The following is a 21,669-nucleotide window of genomic DNA, read 5'->3' as shown; positions in this document are numbered from 1 at the left end:
CTCGCCGGGGTGTACGACGCGGGCACCCCGGCGTGGGACCGGGCCGCCGTCCCCGAGCAGATCCTCTCCAACGCCGAGATCGCCCTCAGCGTCCTGCGTGATCTCGCCGAGGGCAACTGGCCGGACCACGACGTCCCGACGGCCGACGAGTTCGCCGCCCGGATCGCCCCCGAGGGGATCACCCGGCTGGCCCAGGTGCGTGCGGTCCGCACCTCGGACACCCCCGAGGACGTCGTCGCGCTGACCGTCCGGCTGCTCGACGCCGGGGACGGGGCGCGGGCCCTCGTCCTCCCCGGCCGGGACGGCTACGACGGCCGGTCCTGGGTCGCGGTGAACGAGCGCGGCACCGTCCGCTGGACCCGGGACGGGGACGTGTCCCCCGGTCAGCCGGACGGCCCCTTCCGCTCCCTGGAGGTCGACCAGCACGGCGAGCTGCTGAACCCGCCGGACGACCTGGTCCAGGTCGGCGGCGAGGCCTGGCAGTTCCCGGAGCTGGCGCGGGACGCCACCACCTCCGACTTCCTCACCGCGGCCCTCGGCACCGACTACACCTCGGCACCGCCCCGCGCCACCGTGTCCACGGACACCCCGGCCCGGACCCCCGAGGCGGTCCCCACCCTCGCCGAGGACTCGGGGAACGACGCCGACGTCAGCGACGGCGAGGACCTCTCCGGGGACGGGCACGACAGCGCCACCCCCACCGACACCGGCAGCCCCGCCCCCATCCCGAACGACCTCCCCTCGAACGACCCCGTCACGACTGCCCCCGCGACCACCGACCCCGCGACCACCGACCCCGTCACCACCGCCACCACCGACTCCGCCACCACCAACCCCGCAGAACCCGCCCCCGACACCCTCGCGACCCCCGAACCGGACCCCGCCCCCGCCCCGGACCCGACCCCCGAACCGGACCCGACCCCCGCCCCGGCCCCGGAACCGGACCCGGACCCCACCCCCGCCTCACCCCCTGCCCCCGACCGAGTCCCGTCCCCCACCCCCGACGACGACTGGCACGCCTCCGACGAGGACGGCATCCCCCTCGCCCCGATCCGCCGCCCCGACGACGGCATGTCCGTCGAGGAAGTGGCCCGGGAGACCCCCGCCGAGGACGACCCGGCCCCGCTGCCCGGCACGGACGACGACGAGCAGACCCTCCCCTCCGACTCCGACCAGAGCCCGCCCCCGCCGCCACCCCCGACCCCGGCCCCCGTCCCGCACGGTCTCGGCGCCCCCGTCGACGTCCCCGACGCGGCCCGCAGCATCGGCATCCCGCGGGCCGGGCTCCCGCACATGCCCGCCGTGCTCGCCCAGGTGCGGGCGCTGCTGGAGGACGCCGGGGTGACCGTCTCCGAGGACACCCTCGGCGCGCTGCCGCAGCGGCTGCTGAGCAACTACCGCTATCTCGTGCCGCGTGACGCCGCCCTCGGCGACGGCGGTCTGATGGTGCCGCTGGGGCCCGGCGCCGAGCTGCTGGTCACGCTGAACCCGGTGGACGCCCGCGAGACCCTCGACCCGGAGGCGTCGTTCGACCGGCCCAACGTCGTGAGCACCGTCGCGCTGCCCGCCTACCGGCTCGCCAGTGAGTGGAAGAGCCCCTCGCTGGAGACGATCCCGGAGCAGGAGCCCGAGCCGCGCGGTCCGGCCTCACCGCCGAACGTCGCGCCCCTGATCCCCGCGCGGGATCCGCAGCGGGAGCGGTTCAAGGGCGGCGAGGGCATCAACGGCTCCTTCCACATCGGCGCCAACAGCGTCAGCCACAGCGGCCCGACCGGCGCCCTGCGCGGCAACCTCTCCTTCGCGGCCGGGATCGGCGTCGGCGTCGGCCCGCTGAACGCGCTCCGGGTCGGCGCCGGGATCTCCGGCACCGCCAACGCCTCCAGCCGCTCCACCAACCAGATCGGGGACGCGGAGGCCGGTCATGTCGAGGACACCCGGGCCGACTCCCGGCTCGTCTCCTTCGGCGCGGACTGGTCGCTGCGGCTGCGGACCGACCCCGACCGGCGCTGGAGCGGGATCACCCCGGTCGACGTGGACACCGACGGATCCCCGGACCGGCTCCAGCTCTGGGTGCCCGAGCACTATCTCGGCCGGGCGCCCGGCCAGATCAGGGCCACCGGCGACATCCTCGACACCCGGATCCCGTCGTACTACTACGCCTCCGGGCTCACTGGTCTGCCGGCCATGTTCGACTCGCTGGCCGGGGCGCTGAAGCAGCAGGGCGTCACCCTGAAGATCGGCAGTGCCGGACGCAACGAACTGCTCCAGAAGCTGTGGAATCTCGACGCCCGGCTCGACAAGGCCGTCAACGACGGCGGTTATGTCTTCACCCTCACCGACGACCGGGGCCGGATGTCGGCCGTGATCCGGCTGCACGCCGTGCGCCAGCCGGGGGACACCCGGGTGGGGGAGACCTCCGCGTTCGCGCATGTGGAGAACGTCCGGACCGCGATCGACGGGACCGGCGGCAGCCACACCGTCTCGCACTCCAGCACCCTCACCCTCGCCAGTGTGACCGCCGACCTGGTGCCGCTGCCCTTCACCCAGCCGCTGCTGCACGCCTTCGCCGGGGCCTCGCTCGGCATGTCCTGGTCCAACTCGGACACGGTCAGCGCCAGCCGGGCCGGGCTGTGGGTGGACGTGCCCCGGTACACCGGCCCCACCAGCGGCCACGACATGGCGTTCCTGCTCACCGCGGATGTGATGGTCCCCGGCAAGCCGCTCGTCACGACCGATGTCGAGATCAGCCAGGGGCTGATCCGGGTGCCGCAGCCCGCGGCCCTGGAGGCCGGGCTCCAGGTCGACGCCACCGCGGTGAAGGACCCGGACGACATCTGGCTCAACGCGCCCGGCACCGCGTCGGTCGGGACCGTGGACTACCGGCCCGGTCTGCTGCTCAACGACGACGACCGCGACCTGTTCTCGCCGCACGCCCGGCTGCCCGAGCATGTCGCGGACGGCAAGGGCATCGGCATGGGCCTGGTCGACGTCGAGGAGAGCACCGTCCGCGATCTGCGCGACCACATCTTCCGAGAGCTGGCCCGCTACGGTTTCGTGCCCCCGCCGCCGGACCGCGCCGACGGGGGGCGGCCCCTGCCCGGCACCCCCTGGTACGGCAACCGCAGCACCCTGGACCGGCAGGTCCTCAACACCGAGATCGTCGACAAGTACCTCTCGCGCCAGGGCCTGGAGTCGTACTTCGACCAGATCCGGCAGACCGGTCTGGTGTTCCACCTCTTCAAGCCGAAGGGGATCTTCGGGCTCAACCTGGACGTCGACGCGGTGAAGATCACCATCCGGGCCGAGCGTGCCCCCGGCCCCACCAACTACCTGGGCAGCACCGAGGACTACCACGCGGTCAACCTGGCCATGGGCATGGGCTCCGCCGGGCAGAGCAGCAGCGGCGGCACCCGGGCCTCGCTCGGGGTGAGCGTCAGCTTCGGCATCCGGCAGCTCCTCGGCGGCGGGCTCAGCGCGCAGGGATTCCTCCAGTCCGGCGCGAGCCAGGGCGCCTCGCATCTGCACAACCGGCCCGAACTCCTGGAGTACCCGGGCACCCTGCACAAGCACCAGCTCCTCGACACCTACACGGTCACCATGGAGTTCCAGCACTCCGGACTCCAGGGCGACCTCCGGCCGGGCACCCGCGACCCCGAGCCGTACCGGCTGGAGCACCAGCCCTCGGTGGTCTACATCCCGCCGCTCGGCGACACCAGCGACCCCGGCAAGGGCAACGGCCGCCCGGTGCCCGCGGAGGTCCTGGACCAGGCGGCGATCTACTACCTGGACGCCACCGGCGTCCGGGAGGCAGCCACCCGCATCCTCACCCCGCTGACCGGCCCCCAGGGCAACGCGGACGCGGAGCTGACCACCTTCACCGGCACCACCATGCTCCGCTCCTTCCTCACCGAGATCGCCCACCACGGCTACACCTCGGACCAGTTCTTCGAGCCCGGGTTCGTCCGGGACACCCTGGCCGGGGTCGATGTCCGGGCGGCGCTGGGCCCGGCGAAGTTCGCGGGCGCGACCCCCGACAAGTTCGTCATCGGCAAGATCAACCTCACCCTGGACCAGACGAACACCGCCCACAACGACTCCCGGGGCTTCCGGATCGCCCCCCTCGACGTCACCGTGGGCGGCGCCACCGACGGGGCCGGGGTCGGCCACATCCAGGGCGGCGTGGACGCGGGCCGCACCTACCAGTGGAACGACTCCGCAGGCAACGGCCGCACCGGCGGCCTGGAGCGCATCCAGCTCGACTTCAACCGGGCCTACGCCTTCGAGACGACCGTCGACTTCACCGTGCGCAGCACGCTGGAGCACCGGGCCAAGCTCGTCCCGGACTCCCAGACCGGCGACGCCCAGCAGGTCGACCCGCGCAAGATGCTGTTCCTGCTGCCCGAACCGGTGGCGCTGGAGGAGTACGGCAAGGGCAATGTGCCGCTACCGGACGCGCAGCTCGCCGATGTCATGAACCGCTGGGTGGCCGGTGACCTCCGGCTGGAGGGCGACATCGTCGCCGCCGTGCTGAACCGCTGGAGCCGGGAGAGCACCGACGCCGAGGTGGCCGCCCTCACCAGCCCGCTGGAGAAGGACCGCCGGAGCCTGGACCGGCTGCTGACCGGGCTGCACCGGGTCGGCGCGCTGCCCGTCCGCGACCAGGCCGTCAGGGACGATTTCGCCTCCCGCACGGGCCGCAACCTGAAGGCCCCCGCCGAGGAGGCCACCACCCTCAGCCTGCCGCCCTATCTGCTGAGCGAGGAACCCGGCGGCCGGATCCTCGGCCACAGCGGCATCACCCGGGTCACCTACGACGACGGACGCACCACGCTCGACCTGGTGCTCGACCTCGTCGAGCGGGTCTCGCCCGGACTGCTCGCCAAGAACCCCGAGCTGTGGGTGGGCGACGGTGAGCACAAGGTCGGCCGTCTGAACGGTGGCATCAACACCCTCCAGGCGCTGCTGGCCCCGGGCCGGGACATCGCCTTCTGGGACAACTTCCTCTCCACCCACGGCCAGGTCTTCTATCTGGTCAACCCGGTGGGCTGGGGTCTCACCCACATCGTGGTGATCCGGATCTCCGACATCCTCAGCGGCGATCCCCAACTGCTGGGCTTCCGCCCCGACACCGGCACCGAGGACTACAGCCACGCCTACTTCGGCCGCTGGACCGCCGGGTCGGCCGATGTCACCAACTCCGTCACCGCCAAGGTCGGCGGCGGGATCGCCCAGAACCACGACCAGCTCAACGTGGGTCTGGGCCAGGGGCAGCACCGCGGGGTCAACCGCTCCGAGAACGCTGTCACCGAGATGACGGCCTACGCCTGGGACGGCCGCTACGACGTCCGCTTCAAGCACCGGCTGGAGGCGGCCGTCGGCCGTCTCGACATGGCCGGCCGGCCGCTGAACAACATGCTGCTCGGCTGGTACCGCAACCTCGACCTCGACCGCTCCACCACCCTCACCGACTCCGCGACCGGCCACATCGACCTCCAGATCCCGCGCGGGCTCGCCGAGTTCAAGTCCTGGCAGGGTCCCGGGCTGCCGTCCTCCCGCGATCTGCGCGAGGTGCCGGAGCTGCCCGGCGACACCTATGTCACCGGGGTCGTCATGGACGAGGCGCTGCCGGTCGCCCGCCGCCTCATGGTCGACATGTTCGGCCCGGACGCCGACGGCACCACGGTCCGCAACAGCCCCATCTTCGAGCAGTTGTTCGGACGCAGTCAGCTCACCAACCATCTGCTGGAGGCGACGGCCGGCAAGACCTATGTCATGGCCGACAACTTCCACATCTCCGGCCGCGAGAGCCAGCGCGCCACCCTCTCCATGACCGGCCGCCTGACCGGCCTGGAGATCATCGGCTCCGTCGAGGGCAGCGGCATCGGCCGCTACTCCAAGCACCAGAGCGGTACGTCCCACAGCGCCAGCGACGACCGCACCCTGCCCTCCGCCACCTTCAGCGCCAACGGCTCCGGCACCCTCGCCACCCACGACCCCGCGGTCAACGGCGACGGCCGCCCCATCCCGCCCTACTCCGGCACCGGCGACACCAGCCAGTCCCGGGTCACCGGCGGCAACCTCGGCGTGTCCCACCCGGAGAACTACCGCAACGAGCAGCACGCCAAGCAGACCGGCGAGATCCAGGTGGTCCGGGTCACCGGCCAGTTCGAGCTGACCGGCGAGCGCTACGACCACCACTTCTACAGCAGCAAGCCCGAGCGGGTCGGCACCCACCACAGCGACCGGTTCACCGGCGATGTCTACCTCCATCTCTTCGAGGGCGAGATCGCCGAACTCCGGGCCCGCATGGACGACCAGCAGCTCATCCCCCCGGCCACCGACTGGCGGGCCTTGCGCCGCGCCCCCGCCGTCGACCTGCCGGCCCTGCTCGCCCAGTACGCCACCACCCCCGGGGTCACCACCGACCGGGCCGCCCGGGGCGTGGCCCAGGCGATCCGCGCCCAGCAGGACGGCCCGACGAACGGGGCCGTGCTGCGGTTCGACGCCCGGCAGGTGGCCCGGGCCCAGATCGAGTGGGCGCTGAACACCGTCCGCCAGGCCCTGGACGAGCAGAACATCGACCCCGCCACCGCGGGCCGGGCCACCCGTTTCCTGCGCACCTATGAAGCCCGGCTCGACCGGCCGGAGACGCTGCTCAGGGGGCGCGGCACCCTGGACGAGCGGTTCGACGCGCTCGCCGACGAGGTCCGCGTGATCCACGCCGGGCTGACCGCCGGGAACCCGGACGCCACCCCGGTGCGCGACCCGTCCCGCTTCCTGACCCTGTCCCCGCAGGCGCTGCTCCGCGACATCGCCCATGAACTGCGCGCCCCGGTCCGCCTGGACGTCACCCTGCCCGACGGCTCCTCCACCCGGCTGTGGGCCCAGGGCGACGGCTATGTCTACGCCACCGACCCGCGCACCACGGGTGCCGTCCCGCTGACCACCCCGGACGGGGTCCGCCAGAGCTGGCCGATGCCGGACACGCTGGCGAACCTGGCCGGGCACGCAGGCGTCGACCACGGGCGTCTGGTCACCCACTTCCACACCGCGTGGCAGTCCGGGCAGACCTTCGAGCAGGCGGTGCGGGCCGAGGTCGACGCCCGGCTCGCCGCCATCGACCCGGACCTGCCCGTCCTGGTCCGCCGGGCGGAGTTCCTGACCGCCGGGTTCGCACCCAGCGCGCTGGCCGAGCTGCCGCCGGCCCGGTTGCGGCGGTCGGCGTCGGACGCGGACAGGGCGCTGACCCTCGTCCGGCAGTTGCTGGAGACACCGGACCGGGACCAGGCGCAGGGCCAGGCCCGGGACCAGGTGGAGGACCCGGGGGAGGAGTCGGCGCAGGACCCGGCGTCGGCGGACGACCGGACGCAGGATCCGGCGCGGACCGGGTCGCCGGTCGCCGTGCAGGACATCCGGTCCCTGGTGGACGATGACGCGTTCGACGCGCTGCTGAGGGAGGCCGCCGTCCGGGAGCACAGCGGTCCCGGCGCCCTGGACGCGCTGACCGAACGCCTCTCCCTGGCCGACGACAACGCCCGGGTCGCCGTCCTCACCGGCCGTCCGGAATCCCCCGTGGTGTTCGGGGAATCGGCCGGCGGCAGCATCCGGTGGTCCGACCCCAGCGGCGACCGGGTACCGGAGTCGGACCTGCGGGCCCTGGAGACGTTCCGCTCGCTGGCGTCGGACGGACGGGGCGGCCTGCTCGACGCACCGCCGGAGCTGGGGATGCTCTCCCCCGAGGTGCGCCACCTCGTCGGCTCGGCCCTCGGCGACGGCATGTCCGACTACTGGCGCCAGGCCCTCGGCCCGATCACCACGACCGCCGACCCCACCGCCGACCCCACCACCGGCACCCGGCCCCTGGACCCCACCCCCCAGTCGACCCCCGGCCCCTCCACCGTCCGCGACCCCGTACCGGACCCCGACCCCACCACCGGCACCGACGCCCTCGACACCACCGACGGCACCTTCGATCCGCCGCCCTCGCCCCCGCCCGTGCCGACCCCGCCGGTCGCCGTCCTCACCGACGCCGTCCCCCTCCACCCCGGAGCCCGCGCCATGGGCGTCCCCCGGGCCGGGCTCCCGCACATGCCCGAGGTGGTGGCGCTGGTGCGCGACCTGCTCGACCAGGCCGGGGTCACCGTCTCCGAGGACACCCTCGGCGCCCTGCCGCAGCGGCTGCTCAGCAACTACCGCTATCTGATCGAGGGCCACGACGCCTTCACCAACGGCGGACTGCTGGTACCGCTGGACGACGGCGCCGAACTGCTGATCTCCCTCGACCCGACCGACGCCCACCAGGTGCGGGGCCCGGAGGGGGTCTACGACCGTCCCCCCGTCACCGGCAGCGGACTGCCCGCGCCCTCGCGGCGGGCGGACTCGACCCTGGAACCCATCCCCGAGGACTCGGAGTCGGAGTCGGACTCGGAGGCGGACGCCGCCGCGACGGACTACCCCGGCCCCAAGCCCCTCACCGACCCCCGCGATCCCGACGGGGCCCGCTTCCACTCCAACGAGACCATCAAGGGCAACTTCGCCATCGGCGCCGAGAGCCAGAGCCACAGCGGCCCGACCAGCGCGCTGCGGGGCAACGCCGCCGTGTCGTTCGGCATCGGGGTGGGCGTCGGCCCGCTGAACGCGGTCCGGGCGGGCATCGGGGTCTCCGGCGCCGCCAATGTCTCCAGCCGCTCCACCAACCGGATCGGGGACGCCGAGGCCGGTCATGTCGAGGACACCCGGGCCGACTCCCGGCTCCTCTCCCTCAAGCCCAACTGGTCGCTGAAGCTGCGCACCGACGGCAACCGGCCCTGGAGCACGATCACCCCGTCCGTGCCGGACACCAGCACCTCCCCCGAGAGCCTGCTGCTGTGGATGCCCGAGCACTATCTCGCCACCGCCCCCACCCAGGTCAGGGCCGTCGGCACCGACGTCAACAGGGACGGGCTGCCCGCGTACTTCTTCGCCTCCGGGCTCACCAACCTGTCCGGGCTGTTCGACTCGGTGCTGGCCGCGCTGAAGCAGCAGAACATCGACCTGCCGTTCGGCAGCCCCGGCCGCGACGAACTGCGGCAGAAGATCTGGACCCTCGACGCCCAGCTCGACAAGGCCGTCAACCAGGACGGCTACACCTTCAGCGTCAAGGGCAGCGATCTGCACGCCGCCGCGGTGATCCGGCTGCGCGCCGACCGGGTCGGCAGTGACGGCCGGGTCGGCCGGACCTCCTCCAAGGCCCATGTGGAGAACGTCCGGACCGCGATCGACGGCACCGGCGGCAGCCACACCCTCTCCCAGTCCAGCACCCTCACCCTGGCCAGCTTCAGCGCCGATCTGGTGCCCGAGCCGCTGGCCCAGCCCGCGCTGCACGTGGGCGCGAGCGCCGCCCTCTCGGTGAACTGGTCCAGCTCGAACACCGTCAGCGCCAGCCGCGCCGGGCTCTGGGTCGACGTACCGCGCTACACCGGCCGGACCAGCGGGCACGAGATGGAGTTCCGGCTGAGCGCCGATGTGGCCGTCCCCGGCAAGCAGGTGGTCACCACCGGCCCGGTGCCCAGCCGCGGTCTGCTCCGGGTGCCCGAGGAGGACGCCGCCCGGTTCGATCTGCTGGTGGACGAGAACGCGCTGAAGGACCCCCGTACCGTCGTCCCCGATCCCGCCGGCGGCAACCGCCCCGGAACCGTGCCCTACAGCGCCGGCATGCTGAAGTCCAAGGACAAGCTGGACGCGAACTCGCCGTTCAGCACCCCGCCCTCGTTCGTGCTGGCGGGCAAGGGCATCGGCATGGGCCTGGTCGACGTCCAGGACACCACCGTCGCCGCCCTGCGCCGCCAGGTCGTGGACCGGCTGGTCGAGCAGGGCTTCCTGCTCCCGCCGATGGCCCTGGACGCCACCGGCCAGGTGATCCCGGGCACCCCTTGGGCGGCGAACCGCAACACGGTCGACCGGCAGATCGCCAACGCCGAGATCGTCGCCAAGTACTTCTCCCGGCAGGGCTTCGAGTCGTTCTACGACCAGATCCGCCAGACCGGCATGGTCTTCACCCTGCACAAGCCGCACGGCGCCCTCGGCATCAACTTCGACACCGACATGGTCCGGGTCACCGTCCGCGCCGACGGCGCCCGGCTGGCCGGCTACGAGGGCACCACCGAGAACTACCACGCCGTCAACCTGGCCATGGGCATGGGCTCCGCCGGGAACAGCAGCAGCGGCAGCACCCGCGCCACCCTGGGCGTGAACGGCAGCGTCAGCTTCCAGCGGCTGGTCGGCGGCGGCGCCGGGGTCAGCGCGTTCCGCCAGATCGGCGCCAGCCAGAGCGCCTCGCATCTGCACAACCGGCCCGAACTCCTGGAGTACCCGGGCATCCTGCACAAGTACCGCATGGTCGACGACTACAGCGTCACTCTGGAGTTCCAGCACAGCGGCCTCCAGGGCGAGATCAGGCCCGGCACGCGCGACCCCCAGCCGATCCGGCAGACCGGCGAGTCACTGGTCTATCTGCCGCCGCTCGGCCACGCCACCGACCCCGGCCGCAGCACCGGCGTCGATCTCCCGCCGTCCGTCCTGGACCGGGCGGTCGTCCACTACCTGGACGCCTCCGGCATCCGCGAGGCCGCCACCCGGGTCCTCGGCCCGCTCACCGGCCCGCAGGGCAACGCGGACGCCGAGCTGTCCACCTTCACCAGCACCATCATGACCCGCTCCTTCCTCGCGGAGATGGCCCACAACTCCTACACCTCCGACCAGTTCTTCGACTCCGGGATCCTCCGCGACACCTTCGCCTCGGTCGGTGTCCGCGCGGTGCCGAGGGTGGCCCGGTTCGCCGGTGCCACCGACGACAAGTTCGTCATCGGCAAGATCAACCTCAGCCTGGACCAGACGAACACCTCCAACAACAACTCCATGGGCGTCCGCTTCACCCAGTTCGACGCCACCGTCGGGGGCCCCGTCGACGACGCCGCATTCAGCCACCTCCAGGGCGGGGTGGACGCGGGCCGCACCCTCCAGTGGAACAAGTCCACCGGCGACGGCCGCACCGGCGGCCTGGAGCGCATCCAGCTCGACTTCAACCGCGCCTACGCCTTCCGTGTGCCCGTCGACTTCGAGGTGCACAGCCGGCTGGAGAAGCAGGCCAAGCTGCTCCCCGACTCCCACGCCTCCCACTCGGAGACCGTCGCGGGCCGCGAGATGCTGTTCCTGCTGCCGGAACCGCTCGCCCTGGAGGAGTACGGCAACGGCACCGTGCCGGTGGCCAGCAGCCAGCTCGTCGAGGCCATGAACAACTGGATGTCCGGCAAGGCCCGCTTCAGCGGCGACATCGTGGCCGCCGTCCTGACCCGCTGGAGCCAGGAGACCACCGAGGACAGCCTCGCCGCGCAGCCCAAGCAACTCGACCACTCCCGGCCCGAGATGGCCGCCATGGTGGCCGACCTGCACCGCGCCGGGGCGCTCAGCATCCTCGACGCCGACATCCGGCAGCGCTTCACGGACGCCTTCGGACTGGCACCCCTGCCCGCCCCCGGCGCCGACATCACCGAGCTGAGCCTCCCCCCGACCCTCACCACCGACGAACCCGGCGCCAAGGTCCTCGGCCACAGCGGCATCACCCGGGTCACCTACGACGAGGACCGCACCACCCTCGACCTGATCCGCGAGCAGGTGGAGGCCGCCGCGCCCGGACTGCTGGCGAAGGAACCCGAGATGTGGACCGGCGACGGCCGCCGGATCGGCCGGCTCCAGGGCGGGCGCAACGCCATGGAGGCGCTCTTCGGGCCGGGCCGCGACATCGCGTTCTGGAAAAACTTCATGTCCGTCCACGGGCAGACCTTCTACCTGGTCAACCCGGTCGGCTGGGGGCTCTCCGACATCGTGGAGATCCGGCTCTCCGACTTCCTGCACGGCAAGCCCAAACTGCTCGCCTTCCGCCCCAACACCGGTATCGAGAACTACAGCCACAACTACACCGGCCGCTCCGCCTCCCGCTCCCGCGACAGTGCCCAGACCCTCACCGGCAAGCTCGGCGGCGGCATCCCCAACAACCACGACCAGACCAACCTGACCCTCGGCGAGGGCCGCCACCGGGGCATCAACCGCTCCGAGAACGCCGTCACCGAGATGACCACCTACGCCTGGGACGGCCACTACGAGGTCGAGTACGACCACACCATGCAGGTGTCCGTGCGCCGCCTCGACATGGCGGGCCGGTCCATCAACAACCTGCTGATGGGCTGGTACCGCAATCTCGACGCCGAGCACCGCGTCGCCCCGCAGACCGCCACCGCCACCGGCAAGATCCGGGTGCAGATCCCGCGCGGTCTCGGCGAGTTCCGGCCCTCCGAGGAGGAGCCGCAGACCGTGCCCGATCTGCGCGAGCTGCCCGAACTGCCCGGCGACTCCTATGTCGCCGGGGTGGTCATGGACGAGGCGCTGACCGTCGCCCGCTCCTTCTACCAGAAGCTCTTTACCTCCGACGCGGACGGCTCCAAGGTCCACAACGGCCCCATCTTCGAGCAGTTGTTCAGCCGCAGCCAGCTCGCCAACCATCTGCTGGAGGCGTCGGCTGGCAAGAACTATGTGATGGCCCGGAACCTGCATGTGTCCGGCCGCTCCGGCGACCGGGCCACCGTGTCCATGTCCGGCCGCCTGACCGGCCTCAAGGTCCTCGGCACCGTCGACGGCAGCGGCACCGGCCGCTACACCAAGCACCAGAGCGGCACCTCGCACACCGCCAGCACCGACGCCTGGCGGGTCGGCGGCTCGCTCAGCATGAGCGGCTCCGGCGACCTCACCGCCCACGACCCGGCCACCACCCACGACGGCCGCCCCATCCCGCCCTACGGCAGCTCCGGCGACAGCAGCCAGTCCCGCGGCACCGGCAGCAACGCGGGCACCGCGCCCAACGAGAACTACCGGCACGAGGAGCACGTCAAGCAGCAGGGCGAGGTCCAGCTCGTGGAGCTGACCGGCCAGTACCAGCTCACCGGCGACCGCGAGCAGCACCGGATCTACCGGCTGACGCCCAAGGCGGCCGGCACCCATGTCAGCGAGCGTTTCACCGGCCGGGTCTACGTCCATATGTTCACCGACCAGGTCGCCGAACTGCGGGCCCGGATGGAGGCCGAGGGCGGCCGGGCCCTGCCGGACACCGACTGGCGGGCCCTGGACAGCGCCCGCTCCTTCGATGTGCCCCGGCTGCTCGCCGAGTACGGCGACACCCCGGGCGCGTCGGGCGAGCGGGTCCCCGAAGGGGTCGCGCGGGCGATCCGCGCCGAGGGCGACGGCACCCCGCTGCGGGCGGCGGTCCTGCGGTTCGACACCGGCGCCGTGGAGCGGGAGGCCCTGCGCGACCGGCTCGGGTGGGCGCTGCGCACCACCGGCCGCGACCTGGCCCTCGCCCGGGGCAACCACGACGACCGGGACGTGGAGACCCAGCGGGCGGCCCAGCGCTTCCTCAACCGGGTCGCCGACGGCATCCGCGACCCGGACGCCTTCACCCGTGGTGCCGGGGGCCGGGAGCGGGCCGTCGCCGAGATCGCCGTCCGGGTCGCCGAGTTCCGCGCCGCCCTCACGGGCGACCCCGTCGCGCCGGTCCCGCCGGGCGCCCGGGAGCATCTGCTGACCCCGCCCGACGAACTCGCCCGCGGTCTCGCCCACCACCTCGGTGTGCCGGTCCGGATGGACGTCACCTTCCCCGACGGCGGCAGGGAGCAGCACTGGGCCGACCCCGACGGCTACACCTATGTCTCCGACCCCCGCGACGAGTTCGCGGTCCCGGTGCTCACCCCCGACGGCTCCCAGCGGAGCTGGACCATGCCGGCCGCCCTGCACCAGATCGCGGGCGATCTGGACATGGACGAGGCCGACATCGACCAGATCCGCCGCTCGGCCTGGATGCGCGACCAGAGCTTCGAGGACGGCGTGCGGACCGCGATCGACGACCGGCTCGCGGAGATCCACCCGAGCCTGCCGGAGCTGTTCGCACGGGCGGTGTTCGTCTCCGGTGTCCAGCAGCAGGGCGACCCGGCCTGGGAGCGCGCCGGACTGCCCGCCCAGACGGTCACGAACGCCCGGGAGGCCCTGGAACTGGTGCGGACGCTGGCCCGTGACGAGTACACCGGCGAGCTGCGCGAGGCGCTCCTCGACCTCGACTTCCTCGCCGACTCCCGCGTGCTGCCCCGGCTGATCGCCTCGCACGCCGTGCAGCCCTCCGAGGGACCGGTGCGGCGGGAGCTGATCGGGCTGGTCAACCGGCTCACCGAGGCCGGCACGGGCGCCCGCGCCCTGGTCCTCGCCGGGCACCAGGGCTACGACGGCCGCCCCCTGTTCGCCGAGAACACCGGGACCGGCATCCGCTGGACCGACACCGCCGGTACCCCGGTGCGCACCTCCGAGGTCCGCCGGATCGGGCCGTTCCGCACGATGGAGGTCGACGCCCGGGGCCGCCTCCTCGACCCGCCGGAGGATCTGCGGCTGCTCGGCGAGAGCGGCTGGCAGTTCCCCGAGCTGACCGCCGGGGGCAGCCACGGCAACTTCCTGGACCTGGCGCTGGGCCTGGACCGCGACTTCGGCGACCCGCCGGTCCGGACGGTCACCACCGCCGCGCCCCTGCCCGGCACGACCCCGGCCGCCGCCACCGCGGACGCCGGGGCCCGACCGGACGACGACGGCCGGGGCCGCGGTCCCGGCCCCGGCCCGGACGGCGGCGGCCGTGGCCCCGGCACGGGCGGCGGCAGGCTCCCCTACCCCGGCCCGGACCCGGACCCGTCGGACACTGAGCCCGGCCCCGGGCAGGGTGACGCCCCCGGCACGGATCAGAAGCCCCTCCCGCCGATCCCGGAGGCGGGCCAGGACGCCCCCGCGACCCCCGCCCCCGACGACAGCCGCCTCCCGACCATCCCGGAGGAGGACGACGCCACGCCTCCGGCCCCCGCTCACGACGACGACCACGTCCCCCCGGCCCCCGCCCACGACGACACCGAGGACGCCCCCCAGGCACCCCCGGCCCCCGCCCCCGACGACCGGAACGCCCCCGGCGCCCCCGACGACCCGAACGACCCCGACGGCGAGCCCCCGCTGCCCCCGCTCCCGCCCCCCGTCCCGCCGAAGGACATCCCCGGTCTCGGAGCCGTCGTCGACGCCCACCCGGCGGTGCGGTCCATCGGCATCCCCCGGGCCGGGGTGCCCCGGGTGAACGACGTCCTCGCCCAGCTCCGGCAGATGGCCGCCGACGAGGGCGTGACCGTCCCGGAGCGGAAGTGGGCCCTGCTGGAGCAGCGGCTGCTGAGCAACTACCGGTTCATGGTGGCCGGTCACGGCGACCGCGCCGACGGCGGTCTGCTGGTGCCGCTCGGCCCCGTCGAGGTGCTGGTCTCGCTCGACCCGACGGATCCGCGCGAGGTACTGGACCCGGAGGGCTCCCACGACGGCCCCTCGGCGCGGGGCCGCGGCATGGATCCCGCGCTGCCGACGATCCCGGAGGAGGACGAGAGCGGCGCCGACGCCGCCGCCCCCGAGGAGGCCGACCCCGCCGCGCCCACCGGTCCCCTCCCGATGACCGACCCGCGCCCCGAGGCGCGGCCCTCGTTCGTCAACAACCAGAACACCACCGGCGCCTTCGCGATCGGCGCCGACAGCCGCAGCCACAGCGGCCCGACCAGCGCGCTGCGCGGCAACGCGGCCCTGTCCTACGGCCTCGGGGTCGGCTCGGGCCCGCTCAATGTGCTGCGCGGCGGGATCGGGGTGTCCGGCACGGCGAACGCCTCCAGCCGCTCCACCAACCGCATCGGTGACGCCGAGCGCGGCCACGTCGAGGACAACCGCACCGAGGGCAGGCTGCTCTCGTACGAGCCCAACTGGTCGCTGAAGATGCGCACCGACCCCGACCGGCAGTGGCGGGACATCCCGCCCACCCCCGTGCACTCCACCTCCTCGGAGCGGCTCCAGCTCTGGGTGCCCGAGCACTATCTCGGCACCGCGCCGCAGCAGGTGCGGGCCACCGGCGACCAGGTGCGCGGGGACCGGCTGCCGTCGTACTTCTTCGCCTCCGGGCTCACCGGGATGCCCGCCCTGTTCGACTCGGTGACGGCGACCCTGAAGAGCCAGGGCTTCGACACCGCGATCGGCAGCTCCGCCCGCGACGAACTGCTCCAGAAGCTGTGGACGACGGACGCCCAGCTCGACCGGGCCGTCAACGACGGGTACACCTTCAGCCTCAAGGGCGCCGACGGCCACACCGGGGCGATGGTCCGGGTGCACGCCGTACGCCGCCCCGGGGACGTCCGGGTCGGCGAGACCTCGGACAAGGCGCACATCGAGAACGTCCGGACCGCGATCGACGGCACCGGCGGCAGCCACACCGTCTCCCACTCCAGCACCGTCACCTTCGCCAATGTCACCGCCGATCTGATGCCGCTGCCGCTGGACACCCCCGACCTCCATGTCAACGCCAGTGCCACCCTCGCGATGACCTGGGGCAACAGCGACACCGTCAGCGCCTCCCGGGCCGGTCTCTGGGTCAGCGTCCCGCGCTTCGCGGGCCGTACCACCGGCTATGAGACCGAGTTCGTGATGGCGGCCGAGGTGTGGGTGCCCGGCAAGGAACCGGCGATGACCGGCTGGCTGCCGAGCCGGGGCCTGCTGCGGCTGCCCGAGCCCGACGCCCTCGCCACCGGCTTCTCCGTGGACGAGTCCGCGCTGGACGAGAACGTCACGAACGTCACCGACAACCCGGACGACCCCACCGAGGCCCGTCAGGTGCCCTTCAGTGACGATCTGCTGGAGGCCAGGGACCAGAAGGACCCCAACGCCCCGGAGCCCGAACTGCCCCCGCATGTCGCGGAGGGCAAGGGCATCGGCATGGGCCTGGTGCAGGTCGACGACAACACCGTCCAGGAGATGAAGACCCGGATCAACGAGGTCCTCGCCGAGCACGGGTTCGTGGTGCCGCTGCCCGGCACGGCCGGCCACGACACCCGGCGTCCGCTGCGCGGGGTGCGCTGGCTCGCCAACAAGCTGGGCCTGGACAGCCAGATCACCAACACCGAACTGATCGACAAGTACATCTCGGCGCAGGGCCTGGAGTCCCACTTCGACCAGATCCGGCAGTCCGGGATGGTCATCACCCTCTCCAAGCCGCGCGGCGGGCTCGGGGTCAACCTGGATGTCGACGCGGTCCGGATCATCGTGAAGGCGGCCCCCTCGGGCACGGACCCGCAGTTCCTGGGCACCACCGACAAGTACCACGCGGTCAATCTGGCCATGGGCATGGGCTCCGCCTCGCAGTCCAACGGCGGCAGCAAGCGGATCTCGCTCTCGCTGCGGATCAGCGCCGCCTTCAAACGGCTGCTCAGCGCCGGTCTCGGCCTCGACCTCTTCCGCCAGGTGGGCGCGAGCCAGACCGTCTCCCACCTCCAGAACCGCCCGGAGCTGATGGAGTTCCCGGGCGTCCTGCACAAGCACCGGCTGTACGACAACTACACCGTCACCCTGGAGTTCGAGCACAGCGGCCTCCAGAGCCTGGCCAACGCCGGGGCCCGCAACCCCGATCCGATCCGGCTGCCGAACCAGGCGTCGACGGCGATGGTGCTGCCGCTCGGCGACCTCAGCGAACCCGGCAAGGCGGTCGCCTCGCCGCCGGTGTCGGTGCTTCGCCAGGCCGGGATCTACTACCTCGACAGCAGCGGAGTGGAGAGCGCCGGACGGGCGCTGCGCCCGCTGACCGGGGTGCACGGCAACGCCGACTCGGAACTCTCCACGTTCCTCGGCACCACCATGATCCGCTCCCACTTCAAGGAGATCGCCGCCGGCACCTACACCTCCGACCAGTTCTTCGACAGCGGCATCCTGCGGGACACCTTCGGCGGTGTCGACGTCAAGGCCAAGCTCGGCAAGACCGTGTTCGCCGGGGCGACCGACGACAAGTACGTCCTCGGCAACATCCATCTCTCCCTCGACCAGACCAACACCACCGACAGCACCTCCGAGGGTGTCCGGTTCGTGCAGTACGACGCCACCGTGGGCGGGCCCGCGGGGGACACCGGCCTCGGCGGCAGCGTCGCCGGTTCCACCGACGCCGGGCGCACCCTCCAGTCCAACGTCTCCAAGGGCCACGGCCTGACCGGCGGCAAGGAGCTGATCCAGCTCGACTTCAACCGGGCCTACGCCTTCCGCAGCGAGGTCGACTTCGAGGTCGTCAGCCGGCTGGAGAAGCACTCCAAGGTGCTGCCCGGGTCCCACGCCCGCGAGCAGGTGGACGTGAACGACCGCACCATGCTGTTCGTGCTCTCCGAGCCGGAGGCGCTGGACGCGTTCGGCAAGGGCCATGTCCCGGTGTCCGACCGGCAGCTCCTCGATGTGATGACCCGCTGGGCGGCGGGCAAGACCCGGCTGAGCGGCGACCTCGTCGCGGGCGTCCTGAGCCAGTGGAAGCACGACACCCCCGACGACGCCGACCTCGCCCAGGCGTTCGCACTGCTCGGCCTCGACCCGGCCCACACCCGCGACCAGCTCGCCGCGATGCTGGTCGACGCCCACCGGTCCGGGGAACTGCCCATCCTGAACCAGCAGGCCCGCAACGATTTCGCGCTCGCCTACGGACTCCAGCCGCTCGGCGCCCCCGGCGAGGGCGTCACCACCATCAACCTGCCCGAGTACCTCACCCGCAAGGACCCCGGCGGCCGGATCCTCGGCCACAGCGGTATCTACGAGGTCGGCTTCGACAACCAGAAGACCACCTACGACATGGTCCACGAACTGGTCGAGCGGGTGGCCCCCGGACTCCTCGCCGAGGGCCGGGCCGACGGCCTCGAACTGTGGGTGGGCGACGGCCAGAAGCTGAGCCGCATCAACGGCGGGGTCAACGTCTTCCAGGGCCTGCTGGCACCCGGCCGCGACATCGCGTTCTGGGAGAACTTCATGTCCGTCCACGGCCAGACCTTCTATCTGGTCAACCCGGTGGGCTGGGGACTCACCGACATGATCGAGATCAACATCGCCGATGTGCTCCGGGGCGACCCCGAGGTCATCGGCTTCCGCCCCGACACCGGGATCGAGGTCTACAACCACAGCTACGTCGGCGAGTCCACCTCGCAGTCCCGCGACCGCAGCCAGTCCTTCGGCGCCCGCTTCGGCGCCGGGGTCCCCAACAACCGCGAGACCGTCGGCGTCAGCGTCAGCGAGGGCCGCCACCGGGGAGTCACCCGCTCCGAGAGCGCCGTGTCCGAGGAGACCGCCTACGCCTGGGACGGCCACTACAAGGCCCGCTTCCGGCACACCATGGACATCTCCGTGCGCCGCCTCGACATGGGCGGACGCCCCATGAACAACGCGTTCATGGGCTTCTACCGGAGCCTGGACGCCAACCGCTCCACCCCGCAGACCATCACCGCCGACGGCTATATCGACCTCCAGATCCCGCGCGGCATCGCCGAGTTCCAGCCGATGCAGGGCCCCCGCCCGGCAGCCCCCGACCTGCGCGAACTGCCGCCGCTGCCCCGGGACGCCTATGTCGCCGGAGTCGTCATGGACGAGGCGTTGCGCAGCGCGGACCGGCTGGTGAACTCGATGTTCCCCAAGAAGGCCGACGCGGCGGAGACCTACTCCAGCCCCGTACTGCGCGAGATGTTCGACCGCAGTGTCCTGTCCGGCCGGATGTGGGAACTCTCCGCCCGGGGCAGGGTCGAGCTGGGCAGCGATGTGTTCGAGCCGGGCCACTCCAGCAACCGCTTCGACCTCGCCATGACCGGCGGCTTCACCGCCCTGGAGGTGCTGGGCGCCGCCGACGGCGGCAGCACCGGCCGCTACGCCAAGCACCAGAGCGGTACGAGCCACTCCAGCAGCGTCGACCGGTGGCGGGCCGGTGTCAGCGTCGGGGCCTCCGGTTCCGGCGCGGTCAGCGACCCCGCCACCTCCCTCGCCGACGGCCGCGCCCTGCCCGGCGACTCGGCGTCCGGCGACACCGGCCAGTCCCGGGTCACCGGCAGCAACCACGGGGCCGGGAACACCGAGAACTACCGCCGGGAGTCGCACGCCAAGCAGATGGGCCAGGTCATGGTGGTCCGCCTCACCGGCCGCTTCGCCCTGGAGGCCACCCGGCACGACCACCATCTGCTGAGCGGCCCCACCCGGGCCGGCACCTTCCGCAGCGACCCCTTCACCGGCGATGTGTACGCGCATCTCTTCGAGTACGAGATCGAGGAGATGCGGGCCCGGCTGGAGCAGGCCCCGCAGACCCGCCCCGCCACCGACTGGACCGCCCTGCCCACCGCCGGGACCTATGACGTCCCGGCGCTGCTCGCCCAGTACGCCGCCACCGAGGGCGCCACCCCCGAGCGGGCCCCCCGCGCGGTCGCCGAGGCCATCCGCGCCCAGGCACCCGGCCCCGTCCCCGCCGCCGTCCTCGCCTTCGACGCCGGGGCCCAGCTCAACGCGCTGGCCTCGCATCACCTCCAGTGGGCGTACTCCACCGTGCAGCAGGCCCTGTGGGCGCCGGGCGCCGACGGCACCCCGGCAGCCGCGGACGCCCGGCAGTTCCTGGACACCCACTGGAACCATCTGCGGAACCCGGCACCGCTGCTCCAGCAGCCCGGCTCCTCGCAGCAGATCTTCGACCGGCTCATCCAGCAGGCCACCGACCTGCACACCCGGCTCGCCACCGGTCCGTCCGCCCAGCCGCTCCCGCTCCCCGACCCGCCGCCCCTGCTCGGCCTGTCCCCCGACGACCTGGTCCGGAGCATCGCGCATGAACTCGGGGTGCCGGTCCGGATGGATGTCGCCCTGTCGAACGGCAGGTCCTACCAGCGCTGGGCCGAGTCGGACGGCTCCGTCCACGCCACCGTCCCGGCCGACCCCGGCACCGTGCCGGTCATCGACCCGACCGGCACCCACCGGTCGTGGCCGCTGGACGCGGACCTGCACCGGTCCGCGACCGAGGTCGGCATCGACGACGGAGACCTCGCCTCCCTGCTGCGCACCGCCTGGCACGACGGCCACACCTTCGAGGAGGCGGTGCGCGCCGAGATCACCACCCGCACCGACCGGCTGCGGAACCTGAACGCGGACCTGCCGGACCTGCTGCGCCAGGTGCAGTTCGTGCTGGACGCGGAGCGGGGGAACGGTGCGGAGTGGCAGCGCTCCGGCCTGGGCCCGGACCACACCGCCACCGTCCACCAGGCCCGCCACGATGTCTTCAACCTGCTCCGCGACCCCGGCGACCAGCCGGGCCCGGCCGCCGCCGCCCTGGCCGACCAGGTCCGCGAGCGCCTCTCGGCCCCCCTGGTGAACACCCTGGCGACCGCCTACGCCACCGAGGACCTGGACGGACCGCTCGCCGACGTGGCGCAACGCCTCCTCACCGCCGGGCACGGCACCCAGGCCATCGTCCTGCCCCGCGAGGTGGACGGCGTTCCCGGCCGCTACATCTACGCCGTGAACGTCCGCGGCCGGGTCCGGTGGGCGGACTACACGACCGGCGCCCTGCTGAACCTGCCGCCGGACGCCACGGGCAGGCACTTCGTCCTGGTGGTGGGCCGCGACGGTGAACTCCTGCGGGTACCGCCGGAGATCCGCGCCCTGGGCCGGGAGTGGTGGACCATCTCCGACCTGGCGCTCGGCGCCGGGGGCCCGGGGATCCACGACCTGTTCCGCCAGACACCGGCCCCCGCCGCCGCCCAGGGGTGA

Annotated in this window: 1 protein-coding gene (only partly in view); it reads left to right on the top strand. The window is 72.8% G+C overall.

The features are described from left to right. Positions 1–21,669, top strand: the 3' portion of a protein-coding gene (locus AB0O01_RS05940; protein ID WP_365311215.1) for a hypothetical protein. 7,440 nt of this gene lie to the left of the window's left edge; 21,669 of the gene's 29,109 nt are visible here — the last part of the coding sequence; its start codon lies off the left edge, out of view; its stop codon occupies positions 21,667–21,669.

It is taken from the genome of Streptomyces sp. NPDC093252 (assembly GCF_040683675.1).
In the GTDB taxonomy this organism is placed as follows: Bacteria; Actinomycetota; Actinomycetes; order Streptomycetales; family Streptomycetaceae; genus Streptomyces.
This window is presented reverse-complemented; position numbering and strand designations above follow the sequence as displayed.